The sequence below is a fragment of the Dietzia kunjamensis genome (assembly GCF_045689975.1).
Taxonomy (GTDB): domain Bacteria; phylum Actinomycetota; class Actinomycetes; order Mycobacteriales; family Mycobacteriaceae; genus Dietzia; species Dietzia kunjamensis.
In genome coordinates, this window is sequence record NZ_CP143297.1 from 3270388 (window position 1) to 3292580 (window position 22193).

22 protein-coding genes are annotated in these 22193 nt (G+C 69.5%); 7 read left to right on the forward strand and 15 right to left on the reverse strand.

The window, feature by feature from the left end:
- Position 1: 1 nt before the first annotated feature.
- A complete protein-coding gene (locus tag VZF99_RS15370; protein ID WP_120285521.1) occupies positions 2-409 on the reverse strand; it encodes a cupin domain-containing protein in 408 nt (135 codons plus the stop codon).
- Positions 410-639: 230 nt separating this feature from the next.
- On the opposite strand from VZF99_RS15370, the gene VZF99_RS15375 reads away from it, so the two are divergent.
- Positions 640-1257, forward strand: a complete 618-nt coding sequence (locus tag VZF99_RS15375) for a fasciclin domain-containing protein (RefSeq protein ID WP_120285522.1) — start codon at positions 640-642, stop codon at positions 1255-1257.
- A gap of 104 nt (positions 1258-1361) precedes the next feature.
- Here the strand turns inward: VZF99_RS15375 and VZF99_RS15380 are convergent, their stop codons facing one another.
- From VZF99_RS15380 to VZF99_RS15390, 3 genes are all read right to left on the reverse strand, one after another.
- Positions 1362-2825 carry an FAD-dependent oxidoreductase gene (locus VZF99_RS15380; RefSeq protein WP_120285523.1) on the reverse strand — a complete coding sequence of 488 codons (1464 nt, stop codon included), beginning with the start codon at positions 2823-2825 and terminating at the stop codon, positions 1362-1364.
- A gap of 116 nt (positions 2826-2941) precedes the next feature.
- Entirely contained in the window at positions 2942-3769 is an 828-nt protein-coding gene (locus VZF99_RS15385) for a mycofactocin-coupled SDR family oxidoreductase (protein WP_120285524.1), read from the reverse strand.
- 76 nt (positions 3770-3845) lie between these two features.
- On the reverse strand, positions 3846-5375 hold the full coding sequence (locus tag VZF99_RS15390; protein ID WP_407335272.1) for a PLP-dependent aminotransferase family protein: 1530 nt from the start codon (positions 5373-5375) through the stop codon (positions 3846-3848).
- Between the two features lie 95 nt (positions 5376-5470).
- On the opposite strand from VZF99_RS15390, the gene VZF99_RS15395 reads away from it, so the two are divergent.
- Complete coding sequence (locus tag VZF99_RS15395; protein WP_407335273.1) at positions 5471-6700, forward strand: pyridoxal phosphate-dependent aminotransferase; 1230 nt, start codon at positions 5471-5473, stop codon at positions 6698-6700.
- 120 nt (positions 6701-6820) lie between these two features.
- Here the strand turns inward: VZF99_RS15395 and VZF99_RS15400 are convergent, their stop codons facing one another.
- From VZF99_RS15400 to VZF99_RS15435, 8 genes are all read right to left on the reverse strand, one after another.
- Positions 6821-8005: an alpha/beta hydrolase gene (locus VZF99_RS15400; protein WP_407335274.1), complete on the reverse strand. Its 1185-nt coding sequence runs from the start codon at positions 8003-8005 to the stop codon at positions 6821-6823.
- A 107-nt stretch (positions 8006-8112) separates the two neighbouring features.
- The gene (locus VZF99_RS15405; protein WP_407335275.1) at positions 8113-9408 is read right to left on the reverse strand and encodes an alpha/beta hydrolase; all 1296 of its coding nucleotides are present in this window, start codon (positions 9406-9408) and stop codon (positions 8113-8115) included.
- A gap of 81 nt (positions 9409-9489) precedes the next feature.
- A complete protein-coding gene (locus VZF99_RS15410; RefSeq protein WP_069389837.1) occupies positions 9490-9984 on the reverse strand; it encodes a glutathione peroxidase in 495 nt (164 codons plus the stop codon).
- A gap of 174 nt (positions 9985-10158) precedes the next feature.
- Positions 10159-10548, reverse strand: coding sequence for a DUF6262 family protein (locus VZF99_RS15415; protein WP_010079171.1), 390 nt, complete (start codon positions 10546-10548; stop codon positions 10159-10161).
- Positions 10548-10736, reverse strand: a complete 189-nt coding sequence (locus VZF99_RS15420) for a hypothetical protein (protein ID WP_029248233.1) — start codon at positions 10734-10736, stop codon at positions 10548-10550. The genes VZF99_RS15415 and VZF99_RS15420 overlap by 1 nt, the downstream gene beginning before the upstream one ends.
- 184 nt (positions 10737-10920) lie before the next feature.
- Positions 10921-12024, reverse strand: coding sequence for a tyrosine-type recombinase/integrase (locus VZF99_RS15425; protein WP_407335276.1), 1104 nt, complete (start codon positions 12022-12024; stop codon positions 10921-10923).
- Entirely contained in the window at positions 12021-13031 is a 1011-nt protein-coding gene (locus VZF99_RS15430; protein ID WP_407335277.1) for a site-specific integrase, read from the reverse strand. Before VZF99_RS15430 ends, VZF99_RS15425 begins: the two co-directional genes overlap by 4 nt.
- Positions 13032-13455: 424 nt before the next feature.
- Positions 13456-15555, reverse strand: coding sequence for a HEAT repeat domain-containing protein (locus VZF99_RS15435; RefSeq protein ID WP_407335278.1), 2100 nt, complete (start codon positions 15553-15555; stop codon positions 13456-13458).
- A 55-nt stretch (positions 15556-15610) separates the two neighbouring features.
- Between VZF99_RS15435 and VZF99_RS15440 the strand changes: the two genes are divergently transcribed.
- Together VZF99_RS15440 and VZF99_RS15445 are read left to right on the forward strand one after the other, a co-directional pair.
- Positions 15611-16387, forward strand: coding sequence for a MerR family transcriptional regulator (locus tag VZF99_RS15440; RefSeq protein WP_407335279.1), 777 nt, complete (start codon positions 15611-15613; stop codon positions 16385-16387).
- A 167-nt stretch (positions 16388-16554) separates the two neighbouring features.
- A complete protein-coding gene (locus VZF99_RS15445; protein WP_182636103.1) occupies positions 16555-17142 on the forward strand; it encodes a dihydrofolate reductase family protein in 588 nt (195 codons plus the stop codon).
- 3 nt (positions 17143-17145) lie between these two features.
- Here VZF99_RS15445 and VZF99_RS15450 read toward each other — a convergent pair whose 3' ends face one another.
- Positions 17146-18501, reverse strand: coding sequence for an MFS transporter (locus VZF99_RS15450; RefSeq protein ID WP_407335280.1), 1356 nt, complete (start codon positions 18499-18501; stop codon positions 17146-17148).
- Between the two features lie 150 nt (positions 18502-18651).
- Positions 18652-18993: a transglycosylase family protein gene (locus VZF99_RS15455; protein ID WP_306227424.1), complete on the reverse strand. Its 342-nt coding sequence runs from the start codon at positions 18991-18993 to the stop codon at positions 18652-18654.
- Between the two features lie 266 nt (positions 18994-19259).
- Here VZF99_RS15455 and VZF99_RS15460 point away from each other — a divergent pair, with 266 nt between their 5' ends.
- Both VZF99_RS15460 and VZF99_RS15465 read left to right on the forward strand, forming a co-directional pair.
- Complete coding sequence (locus tag VZF99_RS15460; protein WP_407335281.1) at positions 19260-20138, forward strand: alpha/beta fold hydrolase; 879 nt, start codon at positions 19260-19262, stop codon at positions 20136-20138.
- Positions 20139-20234: 96 nt separating this feature from the next.
- A complete protein-coding gene (locus tag VZF99_RS15465) occupies positions 20235-20444 on the forward strand; it encodes a DUF2945 domain-containing protein (RefSeq protein WP_067713023.1) in 210 nt (69 codons plus the stop codon).
- Positions 20445-20492: 48 nt separating this feature from the next.
- On the opposite strand, the gene VZF99_RS15470 is transcribed toward VZF99_RS15465, so the two are convergent.
- On the reverse strand, positions 20493-20957 hold the full coding sequence (locus tag VZF99_RS15470; RefSeq protein WP_069389847.1) for an SRPBCC family protein: 465 nt from the start codon (positions 20955-20957) through the stop codon (positions 20493-20495).
- 151 nt (positions 20958-21108) lie between these two features.
- On the opposite strand from VZF99_RS15470, the gene VZF99_RS15475 reads away from it, so the two are divergent.
- Positions 21109-22152 carry an ABC transporter substrate-binding protein gene (locus tag VZF99_RS15475; protein ID WP_240341506.1) on the forward strand — a complete coding sequence of 348 codons (1044 nt, stop codon included), beginning with the start codon at positions 21109-21111 and terminating at the stop codon, positions 22150-22152.
- Positions 22153-22193: the final 41 nt, after the last annotated feature.

Sequence of the window (22193 nt, forward strand, 5' to 3'; positions counted from 1 at the left end):
CTCAGTGATCGTGGTGGTCGTCCGCCTTGGTCGGGTGGACGGTCCCGTGCTCGTGCTCCGGCGGACCGTACAGCGAGTACACCTTGAGGTCCTCCTCGCCGGTGTTGGTGACGTTGTGCCAGCTCCCGGCGGGCACGAGGATGACCCAGTCGTCGGAGACCTCGCGCACGAAGTCGAGCTGATCCTTCGCGGGGCCCATCTCGACCCGGCCCTTCCCTGCCTCGACGCGCAGGAACTGGTCGTGGTCGTCGTGGACCTCGAGACCGATGTCGTCCCCGGGCTTGATGCTCATGACGGTCAGCTGCATGTGCGATCCCGTCCACAGCGTGGTGCGGTAGTTGTCGTTGGCGAGGGTGGCGTCCTCGATGTCGACGACGAACGGGTTCGGACCCTGATCGGTGGGGCTCATCGATGCTCCTGCTTCTTCGTAGACGGGTGTACGCGGTGGCCGGCGGCCAGCGTTCCGTCTCGAGTTTCGACGACTCCCGGGACGCTCGCAAGCAAGGGCATCCTCCCGAGGCGCGGCCCGGGGGGCCTGTCCCCATCCCGTCACGGGTCCACAACGATCAGGCCACGAGGGTTCACGTACCCCCTGTGCAGTGCGGACACTGACGGGCAACCCCGACGAAAGGAAGCTTGATGAAGCGGACGATCGCAGTGACGGGAGCCATCGGGCTCGCGGTGTTCATGGGAGCGTGCGGCACCGACGATGACGGTGGCACGACCACGGCCGACGAGACCACCACGGAGATGATGACGGAGGAGACCACCACCGACGAGACCACGACCGACCAGACCACCACCGAGGAGACCGGCGCTGCGGCCGAGGGCGACATCGTCGACACGGCGAACGCCGCGGGCGACTTCACCACCCTCACCCAGGCCATCGAGGCCGCGGGCCTGACGGAGACCCTCAAAGGGCCCGGTCCGTTCACGGTCTTCGCCCCCACAGACGAGGCGTTCGAGGCCCTGCCCGAGGGCACGCTGGACGAGTTGCTGGCCGACCCCACGGGCGACCTGGCGCAGATCCTGCAGTACCACGTGATCGAGGGTGAGGTCCCCGCGGCCGACGTCCTCGAGATGGACGGCCAGACGGTCGCGACCCTCCAGGGCGGGGAGCTCACGGTCGAGGTGGAGGGCGAGAACGTCGCCCTCGTCGACGGCAACGGCACGCGCATCAACGTCGTCCAGACCGACGTGGACGCCACCAACGGCGTCATCCACGTCCTCGACGGAGTCCTGATGCCGCCCGCCTGACCCGCCGGTGACACTCGCTGCGCCCCGACCCGGCCCTTCCCCGACCGGCCGGGGCGCGGCTCATGTCAGCCGTTCGTGTCAGCTGCGCGCGCCAGCCGGTCGGGTCAGCGGGGCGTGTCGTACCTCTTGAGGTCGCTGGTGGCCGGGCCCTCGATGAGCTCGCCACACGCCGAGAAGCGGGACCCGTGCCAGGGACAGTCCCACGACCGCTCCACGTCGTTCCACGTCAGCGCGGCTCCCATGTGGGGGCACAGCAGGCCGACGCGGCAGGTCTCGCCGTCGTCGCCCGTCGCCTCCCCCATCGGTCGGATACTCGGCCGTGGCTTGCGCACGATCGCCTGCGCCGCGGTCGCCGCGAGCTGGACGGGCACGTCCGCGAACAGGGGCACGGCGTTCTTCGCGATGCCCGTGATGCTGGGCTTGCCGAACGACACCCGCGGGTCCACGCCCTCGAGCCGGTCCACCATGATCCCGGCCGCCGCCGGCGCGCCCGTGAGGCCCCACTTGCTGTAGCCGCCCGCGAAGTGCACGCGCCCCTTGCCCCACGGCAGGGGCCCGGACTTGGGCAGCATCGTCACCGGGTGGAAATCCTGCGCGGACCAGCCGTGGGTCATCGTCGCGCCGGGGAAGTACTTCTCCGCGTACTCCCGCAGCGAGTCGATCTTGGACGCGGTGCCCGTGGCGGTGCCGGTGCGGTGCCCGTTGCCGCCGACGAACAGCACCTCACCGCCGGGTGAGGGCACCGTCCGCAGCGAGCGGACCGGGCTCTCGACCGAGCCGTACATCCCCTCCGGCAGGCCTCCGGAGTAGTCGAACGCGCAGAGGTAGGACCGCTCGGGTTCCATCGTCGCCACGGTCGGGCCGCGGTCCAGGGCCGGGGACGCGGTCGCCAGCACGACGTCGCGGGCGGTCATCGTGCCCGGATGCGCGGTGACCTCGACGAACGCGTCCTCCCCTGTCCCCTGCGCTGTGAGTCCGGTGACACGGGCGTGCTCCACGATCCGCACGCCGAGGGCCGTGGCCGCGCGGGCCAGCGCCGCGAGCGCCTCCACCGGGTCGATCTGCATCTGATCCGGCAGCTCCACGGCGGACCGGGCCGGGAACGGCACGTCCACCCGGTCGTACCAGCGGGCGGGCAGACCCAGGTCGACGAGGGTCTTCATCTCCTTGCGCAGGGTCGACGTGCCCATCCGTCCCTTGGAGAACGTCACCGCACGCCGACGCTGGGAGTCGACGCCGTGGGTCTCGCAGAACTCGGCCCACCAGTCGAGTCCGTACCGGTTGGCGTCGGCGTACGCGCGCGCCGTCTCCAACCCGTGCTTGGAGCGGATGCTCGACAGTCGGGTGCCCTGCAGGACCGAGACCTTGGCCGTGGTCGCGCCGCTGGCCCCCGCGCCCACCGTGTGCGCCTCCAGGACCACGACCGCCTTGCCGCGCGCGGCGGCCATCAGCGCCGTGATCAGGCCGGTGAACCCGGCCCCCGCGATCACCAGGTCGACGTGCTCGCCGTCCGGGAACTCGGCCGCCGGGGAATCGATCGTCGTGCGTCGCCAGAATGAAGTGCCCATCGTGCGCCTCCTGGAGGGTGCTCGCCGCGGATGTCGCTGGCGCTCACAGTAAGACCGGTCACGTCCCCCCGCATCCGCTCCTCCGGCCGCCGGTCTCCCCACCGGCGGCCGGCCGGCTACTTCGCGGTGAACCCCGCGTCGACGGGCATCGTCACCCCGGTGACGTGGCGGCCGGACTCCTCCACCAGGTAGAGAACGGCCCGCGAGATGTCGATGGGCTCGAGCATCGGCACGGGCAGGGCGTTGCCCATCGTGTGGCCCTCGGGGTTGTTCGCGAACCACCTGGCCATCTCGTCGTGCGCCACCATCGCGGTCAGGACGCCGGCCGGGTGGATCGTGTTGATGCGGATGTTGTGCGGCGCGAGCCAGATCATGAAGCTGCGCATGAGCCCCACCACCCCGTGCTTGCTGGCTGTGTACCCCGTGGCCGCGCCTGACCCGTCGCCTCCCCGCCCGGACAAGCCGTTGGTCGACGAGATGAGGACGATCGACCCGCCCTCTCCGCGCTCGATCATCAGCGGGGCGATGGCGTGGACCGTGTTCCACACCCCCACGAGGTTCACCATGATGGTGTCCAGGAACGCCTGCTGGGCGTCCGGTTCCTCGCCGCGCTGGGAGTTGATCCCCGCGTTGGCCACCACGATGTCCGGGACGCCGAAGCGCTCCCGGCAGGCGTCGACCGCCGCCGCGACGTCCGCCGGCTCGCGCACGTCGCCCGTCACCGCGACGATCTCCCCGCCGACCGCCTCGACCTCGGCGACCGTCTGCTGCAGGTCATCGGCGGTTGCCAGCCCGTAGGGGACGGTGTCGATGTCCTCGCAGATGTCCATCGCGAGGATCCGCGCTCCCCGCCGGGCGAGCTCCACGGCGTGACTGCGCCCCTGCCCCCTCGCCGCGCCGGTGATGAAGGCGACCCTGCCCGCCAGTGACTGTTCCTGACCCATGTGTGAACCGCTTTCCGATGCGATGAGTTGACTACCGTCAGGATTCAAGCACCGGCCGGGCGCCCGCGGACGGAGATCATCCGGATCCGAGCCGCTCCAGTACCCGTCGGAGCTCCACCGCGAAGTCGGCCGCGTCGCGCGAGGAGAGCCGCGCGAAGCTCAGCACCAGGCCGGACACCGCGTGCTGCGCGGCCTGCCCGCCGAGCGATCGCGTGCGCCACCCGGCCCGCTCGAGCGCGCGCACCACCTCGTCGTCGTCATATCCGGGCAGCGCCACGCACAGGTGCAGGCCCGCTTCCACGCCCGTGACCTCGAGGTCCGGGCGTTCCCGGCGCAGCGCCGCCACGAGCCTCGAACGGCGGTCGCTGTACACGCGCGCCGCCCGCGCCAGGTGTCGGTCCATCGCGCCCGAGGTGATGAACGCGGCCAGCGCCTCGGCGGGCAGCGTCGACGGGCCCCGCCGGTGGACCGCGAGCCAGCGCTCGACCTCGCGGCGCATCGCCGTCGGCGGCAGGCACCACGCCACGCGCAGGTCCGGGGCCACGGATTTGGACGACGTGCCCACGTAGGCGACGTGGTCGGTGGCCGCGGGGAGGCTGACCAGCGCGGGCAGCGGGGCGACGCCGTAGCGGAACTCGCCGTCGTAGTCGTCCTCGATCACCAGCGACCCGCTCCGACGCGCCCACTCCACGAGCGCGACCCGGCGGTCCACGCTCATGCGGTGGCCGAGCGGGAACTGGTGCGCGGGCGTGGTGAAGACGATCGCCGGCTCCGACCCCAGCCGCGCCGCGTCGAGGCCGCCGGGCTCCGCCGGATGAAACCGCACCTCCAGGCCCTGCTCGCGGGCCATGAGCACCGCCCCGCGGTACCCGGGGTCCTCGGTGTGGAACCGCACGGTCGCGGACCCGGTCCGCCCCTGGTTTGCGGCGGCGAACGACGCGCACAGGGCCGCGATCGCCGACCGCGAGCTGTCGAACAGCACCGGGTCGCCCGCGGCGATCCCCCGATGACGGCGGAGGTGATCGGCCACCGCCACGCGCAACGCCGGGCTCGGCTCCTCCCACGGGTTCAGGCCCGCCAGACCCTGCGCCGCGGCGGCGCGCACCGCCGACCGCCAGGCACGATCGTCGATGAGGGAGGCATCGGGGATCCCGGGACGGAGATCGCGCGGCGACCGGCCGCGGCGCGGTGCGGGCGGAGCCGGCGCCGGGGGCGCGGGCGCGGGCGCGGGTGACGCAGTGGTCGCCGCCGAAACCTCCGGTGACGAGGTGCGGGTGCCCTGCCGGATGAGTGGCGACGACGACGAGGTTCGGCTGACTCCGCGCGTCCGCGCCCCGGCCCGTGCCGCCTGACCGGCTCCGGCGGCGACCCGGGTCCCCGACCCCTGGGTGGAGACGACGAAGCCGGCCGCCGACAGTTCATCGAACGCGCGAACCACGGTCCCGCGGGACAGTCCGGTCTGCTCGGCGAGCGCGCGCGTGGAGGGCAGCCGGTCGCCGTCGGCCACGGATCCGCCGGCGACCAGGTCGATGATCGCGTCCGCCAGCTCCGCAGCCCCCGACACCCGCCCCACCACCAGGGATCCGGGGCGTGCGGTACGGGCCATGGGGTGAGCGTATGCCACGACACCGCAAAGTGGTCTCACGCATCTGCGCAAAATGGACCTCCCGGGGGCGCCACTTTCGGGGTGGGATGGGTTCCATGACGACCTACCGCCAGTCCCGACGACTCCACGACGTGCGCTACGACGTGCGTGGCCCGATCCTCACCGAGGCGATGCGCCTCGAGGCCGAGGGACACGACATCCTGCGGCTCAACCTGGGCAACATGCACCCCTTCGGGCTCACCGCCCGGCCGGAGCTCGTCGACGCGGTGGCGGCGGGACTCGCCGCCGGGCAGGCCTACTCCGACTCCCGCGGCATCCCCACCGCCCGCGAGGCCGTGGCGGACTACTACCGCCGACACGGGATCGGTGGCGTCTCGCCCGAGAACGTCTTCCTCGGCAACGGCGTGAGCGAACTCATCACGCTGGTCCTGCAGGCCATGGTCGACCCCGGCGACGAGATCCTGGTCCCCGCCCCCGACTACCCGACCTGGACGGGCGCCGTGAACCTCACCGGAGGCGTGCCCGTGCACTACCTCGCCGACGAGTCCGACGGCTGGAACCCGTCGCTCGAGGACATCGAGTCCAGGGTCACCCCACGCACCACCGCCCTGGTCATGATCAACCCCAACAACCCCACGGGCGCGGTATACAGCGAGGACACCGTCCGGGGGATGGCCGACATCGCGCGCCGCCACGGGCTCGTCCTGCTGTCCGACGAGATCTACGAGAAGGTCCTCTTCGGCGACGCCCGCCACCACCACGCCGCGCGGGCGGCCGGCGACGACGTACTGTGCCTGACCTTCGGCGGGCTGTCCAAGGCGTACAGGGTGTGCGGCTACCGGGCCGGCTGGGTGGTCGCGACCGGCCCGATCTCCCACGCCACCGACCTGTTGGAGGGACTGACCCTGTTGTCCAACATGCGGGTCTGCCCCGGCGTCCCCGCACAGCACGCGATCCCCGTCGCCCTGGCCGAGGACTCACCGTGGGGCCACGACGTGGTGGACCCGGACGGTCGACTCGAGCGGCAGCTGGCCCGGACCACCGAGCGCCTCAACGCCATACCCGGCGTGAGCTGCGTGGCGCCGCGGGGCGCGCTGTACTGCTTCCCGCGCCTCGACCGCGAGATGTTCGGCATCTCCAGCGACGAGCAGTTCGCCCTGGACCTCCTTCGCTCCGAGCACGTGCTGGTCACCCACGGGACCGGCTTCAACTGGCCCGAACCCGACCACTTCCGCATCGTGTGCCTGCCGGAGGCGCCGGTGCTCGACCGGGCGCTCGACTCGATCGCCCGGCACCTGGACCGCCTGCGGCTGGCCGCGGCCTGACCAGCCGCCGCATCGACCCCGTCGACTCCATCGAAAAGACAGTTCCGCACACGTCGCGCGAGAGGCGGGTGTGCCGAACTGTCTTCTCGACGGGCGTGCGCGGGGGGCTTCCGCCGGGGATCAGTTCTGGAGAGCCGGCTTGATGTGGTCCCAGCCGGGCGTGATGTAGTCGACGAACGTCTGCCACCCGTGGAGGCCCTCGTCGCCGTAGTCCACGCGATGCGCGATGCCGTGGCGGTCGAGTTCGCGGGAGAAGCTCCTGGCCCCCTCGATGACCCCCTTTTCCAGCACCAGGCCCTGCAGCATGGCGAAGTAGTCGTCGCCGTAGTTCCGGAGATCCCCTTCGGAGATCGCCAAGCCCCCGGTCGCGAAGTACACCGCGGTGCCCTCCAGACCCTCCGGGTGGGAGATCGTGTCGTGGTACTTCCACAGATCGCTTCCGCGCGGGCCCCACATGTTGGCGGAATCGCCGCCGCGCCCATCCACCGAGCCACGGACCGACTGGTAACCCAGCTCGTCGGTGGTCGAGTAGTAGCCGGAGAGCGCCATGACGCCGTCGTACAGCTCCGGGTAGGTGGCCGCCAGGTGCATTGCGGCCTGCGCACCCATCGACGCGCCGGCGATTCCGTTCTTGCCGTTGTGCTTCGTGCCCCGGGTCGCCAGTTCCGCCTCGACGAGGTCGGGCAGCTCCTCGGTGAGGAACGTCTCCCACTTGTTGTAGCCGAAGACCTCGTCCTCGCTCTGCCAGTCGGACCAGTACGAGGAGGGGCCTCCCGTGGGTGTCACCAGGTGGACGTTCTCCTCGGCCATGCGCGCGGGCATGTTTCCGGCCCGCTTCCAGCCCGAGTTACCTTCGACCGAGTCGACCCCGTCGAGGAGATACAACACGGGCGCCGACCCCTTGTCCGTCACGCGGGACGGGAGCACCTCGAGCACGATCTCGCGCTGCATGGCGGCGGAGGTGACGAGCCAGTGCTCGTACTCTCCGTGCTGGGTGATGGCGCGGAGCTCGACCGAGTCGATCGAGTCGTCGCGCGGTCGCGGCGGGTTGGGAAGCTCCACGTATGACCCGGTGCCGCCGAGCGGGATGTTGGTGGAACCGGCCGACCCGAGCGACCCGAGTGTCGAGCCCAGCGGAAGGGAACCGGCCGCAGACCCGATCAGCTCCACCTCCTCGAGTCCCAGGGACGAGGTGTCGATATCGCCGCCGATCTGGGCGGAGGCGGGCGCGGCGAATCCCAGGGACAGGATGGCCGCGAGGACGGTGGCGGTGACGGTTGCGCGGCGACGGACGCGGGTGTTCATCGGGGTCCCCTCATTGTGAGTGTGGCCGAGGTGGGTGCGGCCGAACTATGCGGAAGCGGCCCTGCGCCCCGGTGTGGGAGCGCAGGACCGCTTCTCGAGAAGGTCGATCAGGAACCGGTGGACCCGGAGGAGCCCAGGGATCCGGAGGTCCCCAGGGAACCGGCTGAGCCGGATGCACCCGGGGTGCCCGTTCCGGGCTCGACGTCTCCGCCGTACAAGGCGGGCTTGATGTAGTCCCAACCGGAATCGAAGTTCTTGAGGAAGTTCGGCCAGTTGTGCAGACCGGTGTCGGCAAAGTCCACCTTGTGCTCGACCCCGGCACGATCGAGTGCCTTCTCGAAGGCCTTCGAGTTCTCGTACACGCCCATCTCCAGCACCAACCCGATTATCAGGTCTTGGTAGTTGGCACCGTACTGCTTGACGTCATCGGGACCGATCTCGGCGTTTCCGGCCGAGAAGTACACAGCCTTGCCCCGCAGGCCCTCCGGGTGCGAGATGGTGTCGTTTTCCGCCCACCGCGCGCTACGGTGCGGGCCCCACATGTTCTCGACGTCTCCACCGCGAGTCTCAACGGAAAGCCGCACGGTCTGGTACCCGAGGGCGTCCATGGTCGAGTAGAAGCCACTGAACGACATCACGGCGTCGTAGACATCGGTGTGTGTAGCTGCCAGGTGCATGGCCGCCTGAGCGCCCATGGAGATGCCGCCGACGCCTGCCTTGCCGTTCGTGTTGAGCCGCTCGTCGACGATCGCCGGCAGCTCCTCGGTGAGGAAGGTCTCCCACTTGTTGTTCCCCAGGCGCTGGTCGAACTCTTCCCAGTCGGTGTAGTACGAGGCGTAGGCACCCGCCGGGTTCACCACGTGAACGTTCTCGTCCTTCATCCGATCAGCGATGTACGCCTGATGAGCCCAGCCGGTGCTGCTGATCGGTGCCCCGACTCCGTCGAGCATGTAGAGGACCGGGGCGTCACCCGTGCCGCGCGAGGGGACGACCTCGACGGTGATCTCACGCTGCATTGCCTTCGAGGCGATGGTCCAGTATTCGTACGCCTGATCGTTTCCGGCCTCGTCGGCGCGGTAACGCTCGATGCCGCGGAACTCCGTCTCGGTGATCGAGGTGTCGACCGGCGTCGGTTCGCCGACAGGAGCCGAGGAGCCCTCGCCGAGCGGGACGTCGGCGGAACCGACCGACCCGAGGAGTCCGGCGGCCGAGCCGATCGGCACGGAGCCGACGGCGTCGATGATCGCCTCGAAGTCTTCCTGGCCGAGCGCCGACGGATCGATGAGTGTCGAGGGGTCGATGCTGGCGGTCTGGGCGAAAGCGGGAGTGGCCGACCCGAGGGTCAGGGCGACGGCGAGTGCGCCGGCGGTCGCAGCCGCGGCGCGGCGGAGTCCGAAGGACATGAAGCTCCAAATGTTGTAAGTAGTGACTTACGAAGCTTAATCCGTTCTCAGCTCAAATCGTTACTCACGCCGTGCGAGTCACTACCCCCTCAGTGCCGCCTCGACCGCCTCCCGCAGGTCCTCGGGCTTCCGGTTGGGTCCGAACCTGTCGATCACGTGGCCGTCGCGGCCCACGAGGAACTTGGTGAAGTTCCATTTGATCCGGCCGCCGAGCACCCCGGACTTCTCGGACTTGAGCCACTCGTAGAGCGGGTGAGCATCCGAGCCGTTGACCTCGATCTTGGAGAACAGCGGGAACTCCACGCCGAAGTTGCGCTCGCAGAACGCGCCGATCTCCTCGTCGGAGCCCGGCTCCTGGTGCGCGAACTGGTCACACGGGAACCCGAGCACTACAAAGCCCTCGTCGCGGAACTCCTCGTACAGCTTCTGCAGCCCCTTGTACTGGGGTGTGAACCCACACTTGCTCGCGGTGTTGACCACCAGGACGACCTGCCCGGCGTAGTCGGACAAGTCCTTCCCGCTCCCGTCGAGCAGGCTCGCCCGAAAATCCGCGAGAGTGGTCTGGTCGTGGCGCATGGGCACTCCTCGTCGTCGCCCCGGCCCCGGTCGGCCGGCCCTCGACGCCATTGTGACCGTTATCTGGAGTCTGGTCAGACGTGGCCGTGACGTCCAGCACAAGACTCAGCGGATCGGAGGTCTTTCTTGTGGACGTGGTTATCTCGAGTCGTCCGTCAAGCTGCTCGGCCCCAGTCACCGCTCCGGGTTCGACGCCCGTAGTCGCCCGAGGGCGTGTTCCAGTTGTTTCCGGAGTCGCTGGTTCTCGGCGGTGAGGTCGCGGACGCGCGCGTTGGCAACTTCGAGGCGGCGTATCAGGGATGCATCGGTGGAACGTTGAGACGCGGGCAGTGGTGCGCCGACGGCACCCTGCTGGAGGCCGCGGAGCCGGCGGACCTCGGCGCAGATGTCGTCCTGGGTGTAGAGCCAGGACCGCGAGACGTGTGCCTTCTGCGCGACGATCTGGAAGGTGACTGCTCCTCCCTCGCGGTCGAGGTCGCGAAGAGCCTGGGTGGCTTTGGCACGGGCGGTCTCGTGGCGCCGCTGGGCGGCGGCGATCAAGTGGTGGCTGTTATCGGCATGCATCAGGTACTTGCCTCGTCGTCCTGGTCGTCCTCCAACGAGGTGATGATCTGATCGAGGTTTCCCAGGACCTGCTGGTTCATCTCGATCAGTCGTTGCTGTCCGCGGGCTTCGGCAGCGGTGATGATCTGCACGACCTGTTGACGATGCTGGCGGTGCTCGGGCAGGAACTCGGAGGTGGTGATGAACATTGGGCAGCTCAGGCACGCGTTCGCGTGCGGGCAGGATTGCTGGACCGGCAGTCCGCAGAAGCCGTTGGGCAGGGCCTGGGTGGCCCTGCCCAACGCGCTGCTTGGCCCAGGCCGCCTCGGCCAAGGGGCCGTCCGGGTCGAGGGTGACGGTCTCGCCCTTGATGTTGACCTTCCGTGAAGCTTCTCAGTGCCGGCGGATCGTGGTGTCACTGAGCCGGGCATAGTGGGCGGTCATGACGTGGGAGTCGTGGTCGAGAATCCGCCGGACCACTTCTTGGGGGACGTCTCGGTTGATCAGTCTCGTACCCAGGGTGTGCCGGAAACTGTGCGGGACGACGCGAACGGGCTGGCCGTGCTCATCACGGACGTCGAAGCGCTTGAGCCAGCTGTGCAGCGCCTTGCGGTAGACCCCGTCCCCGACCGACTCGCGGCCGTCGTCGTTGTCCGTGACTCGCGGGAAGAGCACCGGCTCCCCGCCCGGCCACCGCTCGTGCACACGGCGACGCTGCGCAGTGATGGCTTCGGCGAGGTCGGCGTCGATGGGCACCAGGGCTTCGCGTTTCATCTTGTGGTTGAGGTAGCGCAGGTAGGGCGCTCCCTCGCCGTCGTAGACGATGCAGTCGGTCGGCAGACGGACGGTGTCGGTGATGCGCAGCCCGCAGCCCATCAGGATCAGCGTGATCAGCTCATAGGCGGCGTTGTTCCACTTGGCGAGGTTGTCCGGGTTCTCCAGCTGAGCCATCACGGTTTCGCTCAGCGCGCGCGGTTGCCGGATGGCCTCCTTGGGGAAGTCCTCGCTGGAGAACATCACCGTCGAAGGTAGGGAATCGTCCCAGCCGTGCTGCCGGATGGTGGTGAAGAACAGGTTCAGCTGGCCGATCAACATGCGGTGCTTCACGGCGCCCGAGAACCGGGCGTGCAGGTGCGCGAGGTAGCACTCCAGCAGGTCCCGGTCCAGGTCTGCCAGCCCCTGGACGGAGGGTGCCACGTCCGCGAGGAACTGCCCGAAGTGCGCGATCGCCCGCGTGCCCGAGGAGACGCTGACCACCCCGAGGCCCGTGGCCAGGCGCCAGCGGGCCCAGCGTTTGGCCAAGGCTTTGAGCCAGGGCTGCGGGATGTCCTCGAAGGTGATCCGGGCCAGCCGTCTGTCCTTGATGCCAAGTTCACGCAGCCGCCAGACGTCCTTGCCGTACTCAGCATCCCAGCTGTTGGTCTGAAGGGACGTTCGGCGCCGCTCACGCCCGGCCCTTGATGGCTGTTCGGGCACCAGCGGGCTCGGCGCACTCACAGTCGCACCTCTCGGCCGGTGAACCAACCCGCTTCCTCCAGCGCCTTGCGAGCGTCCTCGGCGCTCAGGTGCCCGTAGACGGCGGCGGTGGTGGTGATGTCGGCGTGGCCGAGGAGCTTGGAGACCACCTCGATCGGCACACCGTCGCGCCGCATCCGGGTCGCGGCGGTGTGGCGGTACCAGTGCGGGCCGAAGTCGATCCCGGTGCGCCGCCGCAGACGCTTGACCAGGTCGTAGACGGCCGTGTAGGTCAGCGGGTGACCGTGGGGTCGGCCCCAGAGGTTGACGAAGACGTAGTCGGAGTCTAGATCGTCGTACTCCAGGTGAAGGTAGTCGGCGTAGAGCCGGACCAGCTCCGCGCTGACCGGCACCGTCCGCGGTGCGCATGACTTGGAGCGGGCACCGTTGTCATTGACCCGGCGCTGGACCGTGATCTGGGACTCGGCAGCGGCAATGTCCTCGTGCCGCAGCCCCAGCGCCTCACCGATCCGCATCCCGGTGTCGAACAGCACCGCGAACAAGAACCGGTCCCGCAGATGGTCACAGGCATGGAACGGCTTCCACCCCGAGCCACGACCTCCGGCCGGCTGCCACGTCCTGAGCAACTCCCCGAGGTCGACGCCGTGGCGCGCCGCGTGCTGGTAGAAAGCGCTGAGCGCGGAGAATTTCCGGTTGACCGTGGACTCAGTGCAGTGATGCTCCACCGACGGCAGGATCGGGACCGTCCCGTCGCGCAGCTGCGGCGGTCGGCGTAGCCAGGCGACGAACTCGGCGACGTTCTCCAATCGCACCTCACGCCAGTCCAGGTTCTGGGCACCGAGGAACACGAACCAGTCCTTCAGGTCGTGGGCGTAGGCTTTGACCGTGTTCGGAGACCGCTCGATCTGAGTCAAGTACGCGAGGTACCGCTCGATCGGAGTCACCGGGGCACCGTAACCGTCCAGCACCGTCCATGACTCCACGGCATCGACCGGCGATAGCACCCGCTGGACAAATAGGTCTCTCATGTGGCGCTGGAAACGCTCCGCTGGCCTCGCTTCGCTGCGCCACGGATGTGGCGGGAGCATGCGCGGCGATTGTTGGCGTTGCTGGCGTCCAGGAACGGGCGGCCACAGTGACTGATGCTGCACGCCTTGACCCGGTGCCATCCTCCGAACTGGACGAGAAGATAGAGGAGGTGGCGAATCTCCTCGTCTGCGAGGGGTTCGTTCCAGCCGGTGCGCCATCCACGGGTGGGCGTCGTGGGACAGCGCGCGAGGTCATTCCATAGGAGCTCCAGAGCTGTTACACCGTCGGGCAGCAACGTGATGTAGCGCCGGAGGATGCCTGGACTCTTTTCAGCGTGCGTTGCGAGGATTGCTGCCAGACGCGTGATCTCGCCGGTGCGAGCGTCGAGGCCCCTGCCCGCCCGTCCTGGACGTGGTGACGTGGTCATCTCGTGCGTTCCGTTCTGGACTGCGCGCGGTTCGCGATGGCACGGAGTCGCGGATCGTCCGCCTCAGTGTGGCGGGAGAGGACCACCTGAGCTGTCGGAGTGCGCAGTTCGTACAGGGCCATGGCCGCCGAGAGGCGAACCTCTTCGTCGGTGTCCTGCAGCGCCTGGGCCAGGGCATCGGTGGCACCTTCGGCACCCGTGCCGATGAAGCCGAGGACTTCGGCGGCGTGGCGCCGCACTGGTGCCTCGTCGCTGGTCAGTGACGTGACGAGGAATGGCACAGCCGTTCCGCCGAAGGATGCGAGGTCGCGGGTGAGTCCGTTTTGACTGGTGCTGTCGCCGGTTCCCAGATGCGCTGCCAGGGTCGGGATGGCTCGGGGGTCGCCGATGCGGGTGAGTGCCCACCTGGCCTTGGCCGCCACGCCGGGGTCGTCGTCGGTTACCAGCGGCACGATGGTGTTTGTGGTCGCTGGGTCCGCGATCTTGCTGAGGACGTGCAGCGCTTGCACGCGCGAAGCAGTATCGGCCCCGGCCAGGGCGTCCAGCAGAAGGGGTGTGGCTGCCTCCGCGACGCGGGTGACCGCCCAAGAGAGCGTGTCGCGGACGAAGAAGTCCTGCTCGGACCACAACCGTGCCACAAGCACCGGAGCGGCAGCAGGGTCGGCCAACGTGCCGAGGTCGAGGGCCGCGGTCTGACGCACATCCCGGTCGGGGTTCGTGAGCCCGTGGAGAGCATCGTCGACCTGTGGGTTGCCGGTGGGCTCAATCGGCTCGCCCAGGCCTGCGGCAGCGGCGAACTCCGGCCACATCTCCGTGATGGCCGCAAGGATCTTCGCCTGGGAGTCGGACAGCCACGTGATGGTCGCGGACTCACTGGGGCCGCCTTCGTAGCCCGCGAGGTCCACGGCGCGTCCCTCGACCCATGTCCGGCGCACGCGGGCGGTGTCAGCGATGACGTCGAGGGGATTGCCGTCCACGAGCACGAGGTCTGCCCTCTTGCCTGGGCTCAGGGTTCCGCGGTCGGGCAGGCCGAATAGGCGCGCCGGCACGGAGGTTGCGGCGCGCAAGGCGTCGGCGGGACCGAGGCCGGCTGCTGTAGCCAGGTGGTGAATCTCCCGGTGGAGGCTGGCGCCGTAGATCAGGCCGGGGTTCGGGACGTCCGTTCCGGCGAGGATCGCACAGCCGCGCCGTGCCAGTTCACGGACGTTGGTAGAGGCCGCACCCAGGTTCGGTCCGGTGGGTGGCATCCACCGCCGGGCTTGGGTGTCGAGCATCTCGCGCCAGGCCGGTGTCAGCTGGGTATCGAGCGGGACGTCCTCGCGCAGCGGCATGATCCCTGCGCGCACGGGGAAGCCGTCCGAGATCGTCAAGGTCGCGATGACAGCGAGCCCGGCCGTGGCCACCTCGTCCAGCTGCGTCTGGCTCATGGGGACGAACGGCACGTGCGCGAGCATGTCCACCCCGCACCGGGCGACGAGTGCTGCTCCCTCGCCCGTCGAGACGTGAGCGACGACCGGCAGCCCGGCGGTATGCGCGCTCTGGACAAGGGCGAGGATCGTCGCCTCGTCTAGGGCCGGGATGTCCAGCATCGCCCCAGACCCGTCGTCGTAGATTACCTTCAGGTGCGTTGCGCCCTCGGCCACCCGGCCAGCCACGAAGGGCTCTGCATCGCCCGGGCCCGTGACATAGGGAAAGGGCGAGTACGCCATTGTGGGGTGTCCTCCCGGGGCGGTTGCGCCGATGCTCGAGGTCACGAAGTCCGCGCGCGCAGGTCCGTCGCCGCGGCGAGAGGTGAGCACCGCCGTGCGTTCAGCCGCGATGAGGTCCGGCTTGGAGAACTGGTCGACGAGAGTCGTCACGCCGAACTGAGCGGCGAGCACGGTGCACTCCGGCGCCAGATGCACGTGCGCGTCAATGAGACCGGGCAGCAGCGTCCCGCCCTCGCCGTCGATGACCACATCTCCCGCTCGAATGATCTCCTGCTCGCCGACCGCGTCGACCAGACCCCGATCAACACGCACGTGCGTTCCAGCAAGAACTGCCGTCCCATCGAAGATGCGGTCTGCCTTGATGACGAAGGGTTGTGCTGCACTCATACAGGCGACGTTAGAAGTTGCCGTAGCGAGAGGGTCAAGCCGCTACCGTTGGGTTGTGCAGTACTCGATCAGCCAAGTCGCCAAGATGGCCGGCGTCTCAGCCCGGACCCTGCGGCACTACGACGAGATCGGTCTGCTCGCCCCGGCAGCGGTTTCCTCCAACGGCTACCGCTGGTACGGCCGGAGCCAGCTGCGCCGGCTACAGCGCATCTTGCTGCTGCGCGATCTCGACGTCTCGCTTCCGCAGATCAACGCCATTCTCGCGGGAGATGACGGCGAAGCCTCCGCGCTGCGTCGCCACCTGATGCTCGTTACCGCTGAGCGAGACCGCCTCGACCGGATCGCTGCCACGATCGTCCGTACCCTGGACGACCTCGAAGGCGAGGACCGCCTGCCTGATGAGGAGTTCTTCCGGGGACTGGACGAGGAACGAGCACAACTTGCCGCCACCCTTCAGGAACGATTCGGAGACGCTGCCGCCAGCACCCTGCAGATCGCGGCCGCTCGCACGGCACATTGGACCAGGAGCGACTACGACCAGGCAGCGGCCGACGGCCGGGAGCTCTACGGCCGCCTATCCCGCGCACGTCAGTCCGGCGTCGACCCCGCCTCACCACAAGCGCTCGACATCGTTGCGGAGCACTACGAAGCCGTCCATGCCATGTGGCCCGTCGATCCCGCGGCCTACCACGCTCTCGCTGACCTGATCGAGAGCGACCCCCAGCAGCGAGACGTCGTGGGGGCCGAAGATCGCCACCTTGCCCCACGGCTGGCAGCCGCCATCCGCGCCTACGCCATCCACCGCCTCGACTACCGTCGCCCCTCAGACTGAGACGGGACATTCGTGCGCTACTGGCGCCAGGCTTCTGGTGTGGACACGTCCAGGACATGAAGCGCCAGGCCAGACCCCGCTTCCCGCCCGCGGACTCTAGATAACGATCGTTTTCAGGCCCCGCGTGCGGGCGTACTCTGGCAGACCCGCGCGTGAGGAGCCCGCCCGTGAGCCGATTGATCTACACCGCCTTCGTCTCGCTCGACGGCGTCGTCGAGGCCCCCGGCGGCGAGCCCGGGTACCGCAACACCGGCTGGACGTTCGCGGTCGACTTCGACGAGGACGTCTACTCGATCAAGGCCCGCGAACAGGACGAGGCCGGCGCGATGATGCTCGGCCGCGTCAGTTACCAGGCGTTCTCCGCCGTGTGGCCGCAGATGGACGACGAGTTCCCCCGCTACAACGCCATGCCCAAGTACGTGGTGTCCACGACGTTGGCCGAGAGTGACCTTGTCGAGGGATGGGGGACGACGACGATCCTGCGCACGCTCGACGAGGTGGCCGCGGTGAAGGAGGCCGAACCGGCGCCGATCCTCGTGCACGGGTCGGCGACGCTGGCTCGGACCCTCTCCGACGCCGGGCTCATCGACCGTTATCACCTGCTGGTGTTCCCGTTCGTCCTCGGCGCCGGCAAGCGCATGTGGAGCGAGACCGACAAGCCCCGGCAGAAGCTGGAGTTGGTCGAGAGCGAGGCGTACCCCAACGGTGTGCAGAAGCTGATCTACGACGTCGGCGGATTCGACCCGGGCGTCTGAGATCTAGCGGGCCGCGCCGCGGGAGACCTCGGGCATCGTCACCGCCGACACCGCGCCGATCACCCCGAGCACCGCGAGGAAGATCAGCGCCCACTGCACGCCCAGCACCGCGAGCGCCGAGCTGATCCCGCCCACCACCAGCAGGATGATCCCCATGGCCGTGTTTCCCACTGCCACGTAAGTGGTCCGGAGATCGCCCTCGGCCACGTCCACCACGTACGTCTTGCGGCCGACGCGGACGCCGGAGTGCAGCAGCGTGAGCAGGAAGTAGGCCCCGACGAACACCGTGGCCCCCAGTGCCGACCCGCCGTCGAAGCCCGGGATCGAGACCGCGAGCACCAACGCGACCGCCACCGCCGACGCGGCCGTGGCGGCGCCCGCCATGAGCAGTCGGCTCGACCGGTCGGCCAGGCGCCCGAAGACGCGCCCCCCGATCAGTGACGCCACGCCCGAGGCGAGGATGAACCCACCCAACCCGGCCAGCGCCCCGGAGCCCGAGGCGACCGACATCGACACGATGAACGGCGGGCTCAGCGAGGACACCAACAGCAGGCCGCGGACGGTCACGAACTTGCGGAACGTGGCGTCGTCCCGGAACAGCCGCGCCGCGTCCGCGAACCACGAGGACGACGCGTCACCGTCCTCCGTATCACTGTCCTTTGTGTCACCGCGCGGCCGACGCTCCCCGGCCGGCTCGACCACGCGGGAGTACGTCGACGCCGAGAGCAACCGCAGCACCGCGCCCGCCACCAACAGGAACGCCAGTTCGGTGCTGTCGAGGTCGCCGCCGCCGAGGATCCGGATGGCCAGGCCGAGCGTGATCGCGACCAACCCCGCCGCCGACGTGGCCAGCCCGATGATCTGGCCGCGCTCCCCCGACGGGATGGTGCGGCCCTGCACGTCCTTCGACGCGATCGAACACAGGCAGCGGCCCAGCGAGAACACCACGAGCGCGACCAGGATGCCGACGCCCGCCGCCGTCCCGTGCCCGAGGGCGGCGATCGCGGCCATTGCCGCCACCGATGCCGCCTGCACCAGCGCGCCCGTGACGAACACCCACTTGCGGCGGCGCACCCGCACCACCAGCGGCGTGAGGAAGGCCTGCGGCAGCATCGACCCGGACTCCCGGATCGGCACCAGCAGACCGACCAGTGCCGCCGGCACCCCGAGCACGTGGAACAGCCACGGCAGCACGGTCGATGCGTTGACCGTCTGGTCACCCGAGGACTGCAGCGTGTTGGCGGCCACGAGCCTCAGCCCGTTGCGCGGAAGCTCGCGGCGGACGACGTCGGGGAGGTCGCGCTCGGCGTCGGCATCGCGGGTGACGAGGCGAGAATAGAAGCGTTCGGCGGTGGTCACCATTCAAGAGAATAGCGGCCCGCCCGCCGGGGCATCCGGGCCCCTTCGCGGCCTCGCACAGACGGCGACCGGCGCCGGGGGATCACCCCGGCGCCGGTCGCGTGCTCTCCGTGCGTGTCCGCCCGGATCAGGCAAGCGGACGCGCGCAGATCAGGCGAGCGGGCCGCCGCAGTTCGGCCACGCGCCCGGGCCCTGGCCCGCGAGCACGCGTTCGCCGATCTTGATCTGCTGCTCGCGCGTGGCCTGGTCGGCCGTCGCGGCGAACTCGCCGCCGCCGTAGCCGCTCCACGTCTGGGCCGCGAACTGCAGGCCGCCGTAGTAGCCGTTGCCGGTGTTGATGTGCCAGTCGCCACCGGACTCACACTGCGCGACCTGGTCCCACGCGCTCGGCGGGGCCGCGTTCGCCGCCGGAGCGGCCAGTGACGCGCCCCCGGCGGCGATACCGCCGGCCATGATCGCGCCGGTCAGGGTTCGTACGAGCTTCTTCTGCATCTCCGTGACCTCCTGTGGATCTCGTGTCGTGCGTCGATCTCCTGTCGTGGCGGCCGACACTACGAACCGACCGGCGGGCCCCCGCAACCCCCTCCGCGGGTCCGGGGCCGGGGCCGAGCAGCACACGGGGGCACGGCGGGGACGGATCATTGCTGGTCACCGCACCGGTTCGGCGGGATCGACGCCAGGCGGGACCGGTCGCGTGAGAAGGCTCACCTCGTCGTCGTCGACCCGCCGGATGTCCAGGCACCCCTAGGCTCGTCGACATGACCGAACACCGGGTGGACATCGACGGCCGCACGGTCGCCGTGCGCGAGTGCGGAGATCCCGCGGGGGCGCCGCTCATCCACTTCCACGGCACGCCGGGATCACGGCTCGAGGCGGACTTCGGGGCCAGGCTCGCCGAACGGGCCGGCGTCCGCGTGATCGGATTCGACCGACCCGGGTACGGCCGGTCGGACGCAGGGCCGATCAGCCTGGCCGGCGTCACACGTGATGTAGAGGCGATCGCCGACGCCCTGGGCCTCGGGAGGTTCGCAGTGTCGGCGTGGTCGGGGGGTGGGGCGTTCGCGCTGGCCACCGCCGCGGCGCTGCCCGGGCGGGTGCTGCGGGTCGGGGTCTCCGGTGGTCTCGCGCCGTACGAGGGCAGGCCGGGCGCGCGGGAATCACTCACGCCGAACGACCTCGACGCGCTGTCGCACCTGCCCGACGACCCTGCCCGGGCGGCGGAGGTGTTCCGCACCGGCAACTCCGACTTCCTCGACGCGATGCTCTCGGTCCGCGACGACGAGGCGGCGCCCTGGGTCGACTGGATGTTCGCGGCCAGCGACCCGGCCGTGGTCGCGGACCCCGACGCCCGACACGCCCTGTTCGTCAACTTCCGCGAGGCGCTGCACCGGGACGCCGACGCGATCGCGTGGGACAACGTCGCGTTTGTGGGGCCCTGGGGTTTCCGGGTCGAGGACATCGCCGCGCCGGTGCTGCTCTGGTACGGCGACGACGACGAGATCGCCCCACCCGACCACGGGCGATGGCTCGCCGCGCATCTGGCCTCGGCCCACCTGACGGTCTACGAGGGCCAGGGGCACCTGCTGCCGCTGGCCCACTGGGACGAGATGCTGCGCGCGCTGACCGCGCCGGCGTGAGCGCGCCCGCGTGAGTTCGCCCGTGTGAGCTCGCCCGCTCGAGCTGGCGGGAGAGATGGCCGTGCACTCCCGCCGCCCGGCGCACATACTGGCCGCATGAGTGACTACACGAAGGGCGACCACGTCGAGTGGAACTCCGAGGCCGGGATGGTGCGCGGCGTGATCCGCGAGATCCACACCGAGGACGTCGAGTTCAAGGGGCGCATGCGGCGCTGCAGCACGGACGAACCGCAGTACGAGATCGAGAGCGACAAGACCGGTCACCTGGCCATGCACAAGGGCTCGGCGCTACGGAAGATCGACTGACGCGACTGCGGCGAGGCTGCGGTGCGCTGCGGCCGGGCGCCGCGGCGGTCAGCCGGAGACGGCAGAGGCGAGGTTGGACAGCGAATCCTCCATCTGCTGCTCCGACACCAGCGGGAACGACACCTTCTTGAGTACGTCCTTGTCCGTGACCTTGGACCAGTCGTAGGTGTGACGCACCAGCGTGGAGTCCGGGCCCTGCGCCTCGAGCTCCCAGACCCACTCCCAACCCTTGGGGTCGGTGCCGGCGGGTGCGGGCTGCCACGCCAGGATCTTGTCCTTGCCGAATCCGGTCACGTGGTTGTCCATGCGGTACTCGCCGCCCATGTGCTCGCCCTCCATGTCCATGGAGAAGACGTCGCCGACCTGCTGGATGCGGTCGGACTTGTAGTCGCCCCGGACGAAGCCCGACCCGTCGAGACGGGCGTGGTTCTCCGGGTTGGAGAGGAACTCGAAGATCTCGGCCGCCGAGTGGTCGATCACGCGCTCGACGGTGATGGCAGTGGAATTACTCATGACCCCACCGTGCACCCCGGGACAGCGGAACGCATCCGGTCGGTCGTCCGCTCCGAATTCACCGTGGATTCACCCCGATAGCCCCAGCCCGACCGATGCGGGTGCCAGGATGGGATATCGATTCGAAGGTCCTAGATTGGGAGTGGTCGCTGTGTCGAGGTCTGTTGGTCGCCGGGCGGTTCTGGCGTCGGTCGCGGTGTTCGCGGCCGGCGCCCTCGGATTGGCGGGCTGTTCCGAGCCCGCCACCACGGGCTCCGGCGAGACGTCCGACTCCGCGGCCGCGTCCGGGGAGGTCACCCTGTACACCTCGGAACCCCAGGCCAAGATCGACGAGATCATCTCCGCGTTCAACGAGGAGCAGCCGGACATCGAGGTGAAGGTCTTCCGTGCGGGCACCGGCGACCTCAAGGCCCGCATCGAGGCGGAGCGGAGCACCGGCGCGGTGGCCGCCGACATCCTGCTCGCCGCCGACGTCCCGACGTTCGAGCAGTACAAGGACCAGGACCTCTTCCAGGAGTTCGAGCCGAGCGAGGCCGACGCCATCGAGGATGTCGCCGTCGATCCGGACGGGTTCTACGTCGGCACCCGCATCATCCCCACCGTGATCGCCTACAACACAGGTGACGTCACGGACCCGCCCACGTCCTGGGCCGAGTTGGCCGAACCGGAGTACCTCGACCGGATCATCCTGCCCAACCCGGACGTCTCCGGTGCGGCCGCCTTCAACGCAGCGGCGTGGAGCCTGCAGCCCGACCTCGGCGAGGAGTGGATCAACCGGCTCGGCGCCAACAACCCGCAGGTCGCCGAGTCGAACGGCCCCGTCTCCCAGGCCGTCGCCGAGGGATCCAAGCCCGTCGGCATCGTGGTGGACTACCTGGTCCGCGATCTCGCCGCGCAGGGCTCGCCCATCGCCGTGAGCTACCCGAGCGAGGGCGTCCCCTACATCACCCAGCCCGGCGCGGTCTTCGCCGACGCCCCGAACCCCGAGGCCGCCAAGCTCTTCCTCGACTTCATCGTGTCCCAGAAGGGCCAGCAGATCGCGGTGGAGCAGAACTACCTGCCCGTCCGTGACGACGCCGGAACCCCCGGGGGCGCCCCGGCGCTCACCGACATCACGCTGTTCGACCAGGACCTCGAGGCGATCGCCGCCTCCCAGGACGAGGCCGTGGCCACCTTCAACGCCGCCGTCCGGTAGGTGACGCTCCCCCTCCGGCTGGCACTGTGGGCGTCCCTCGC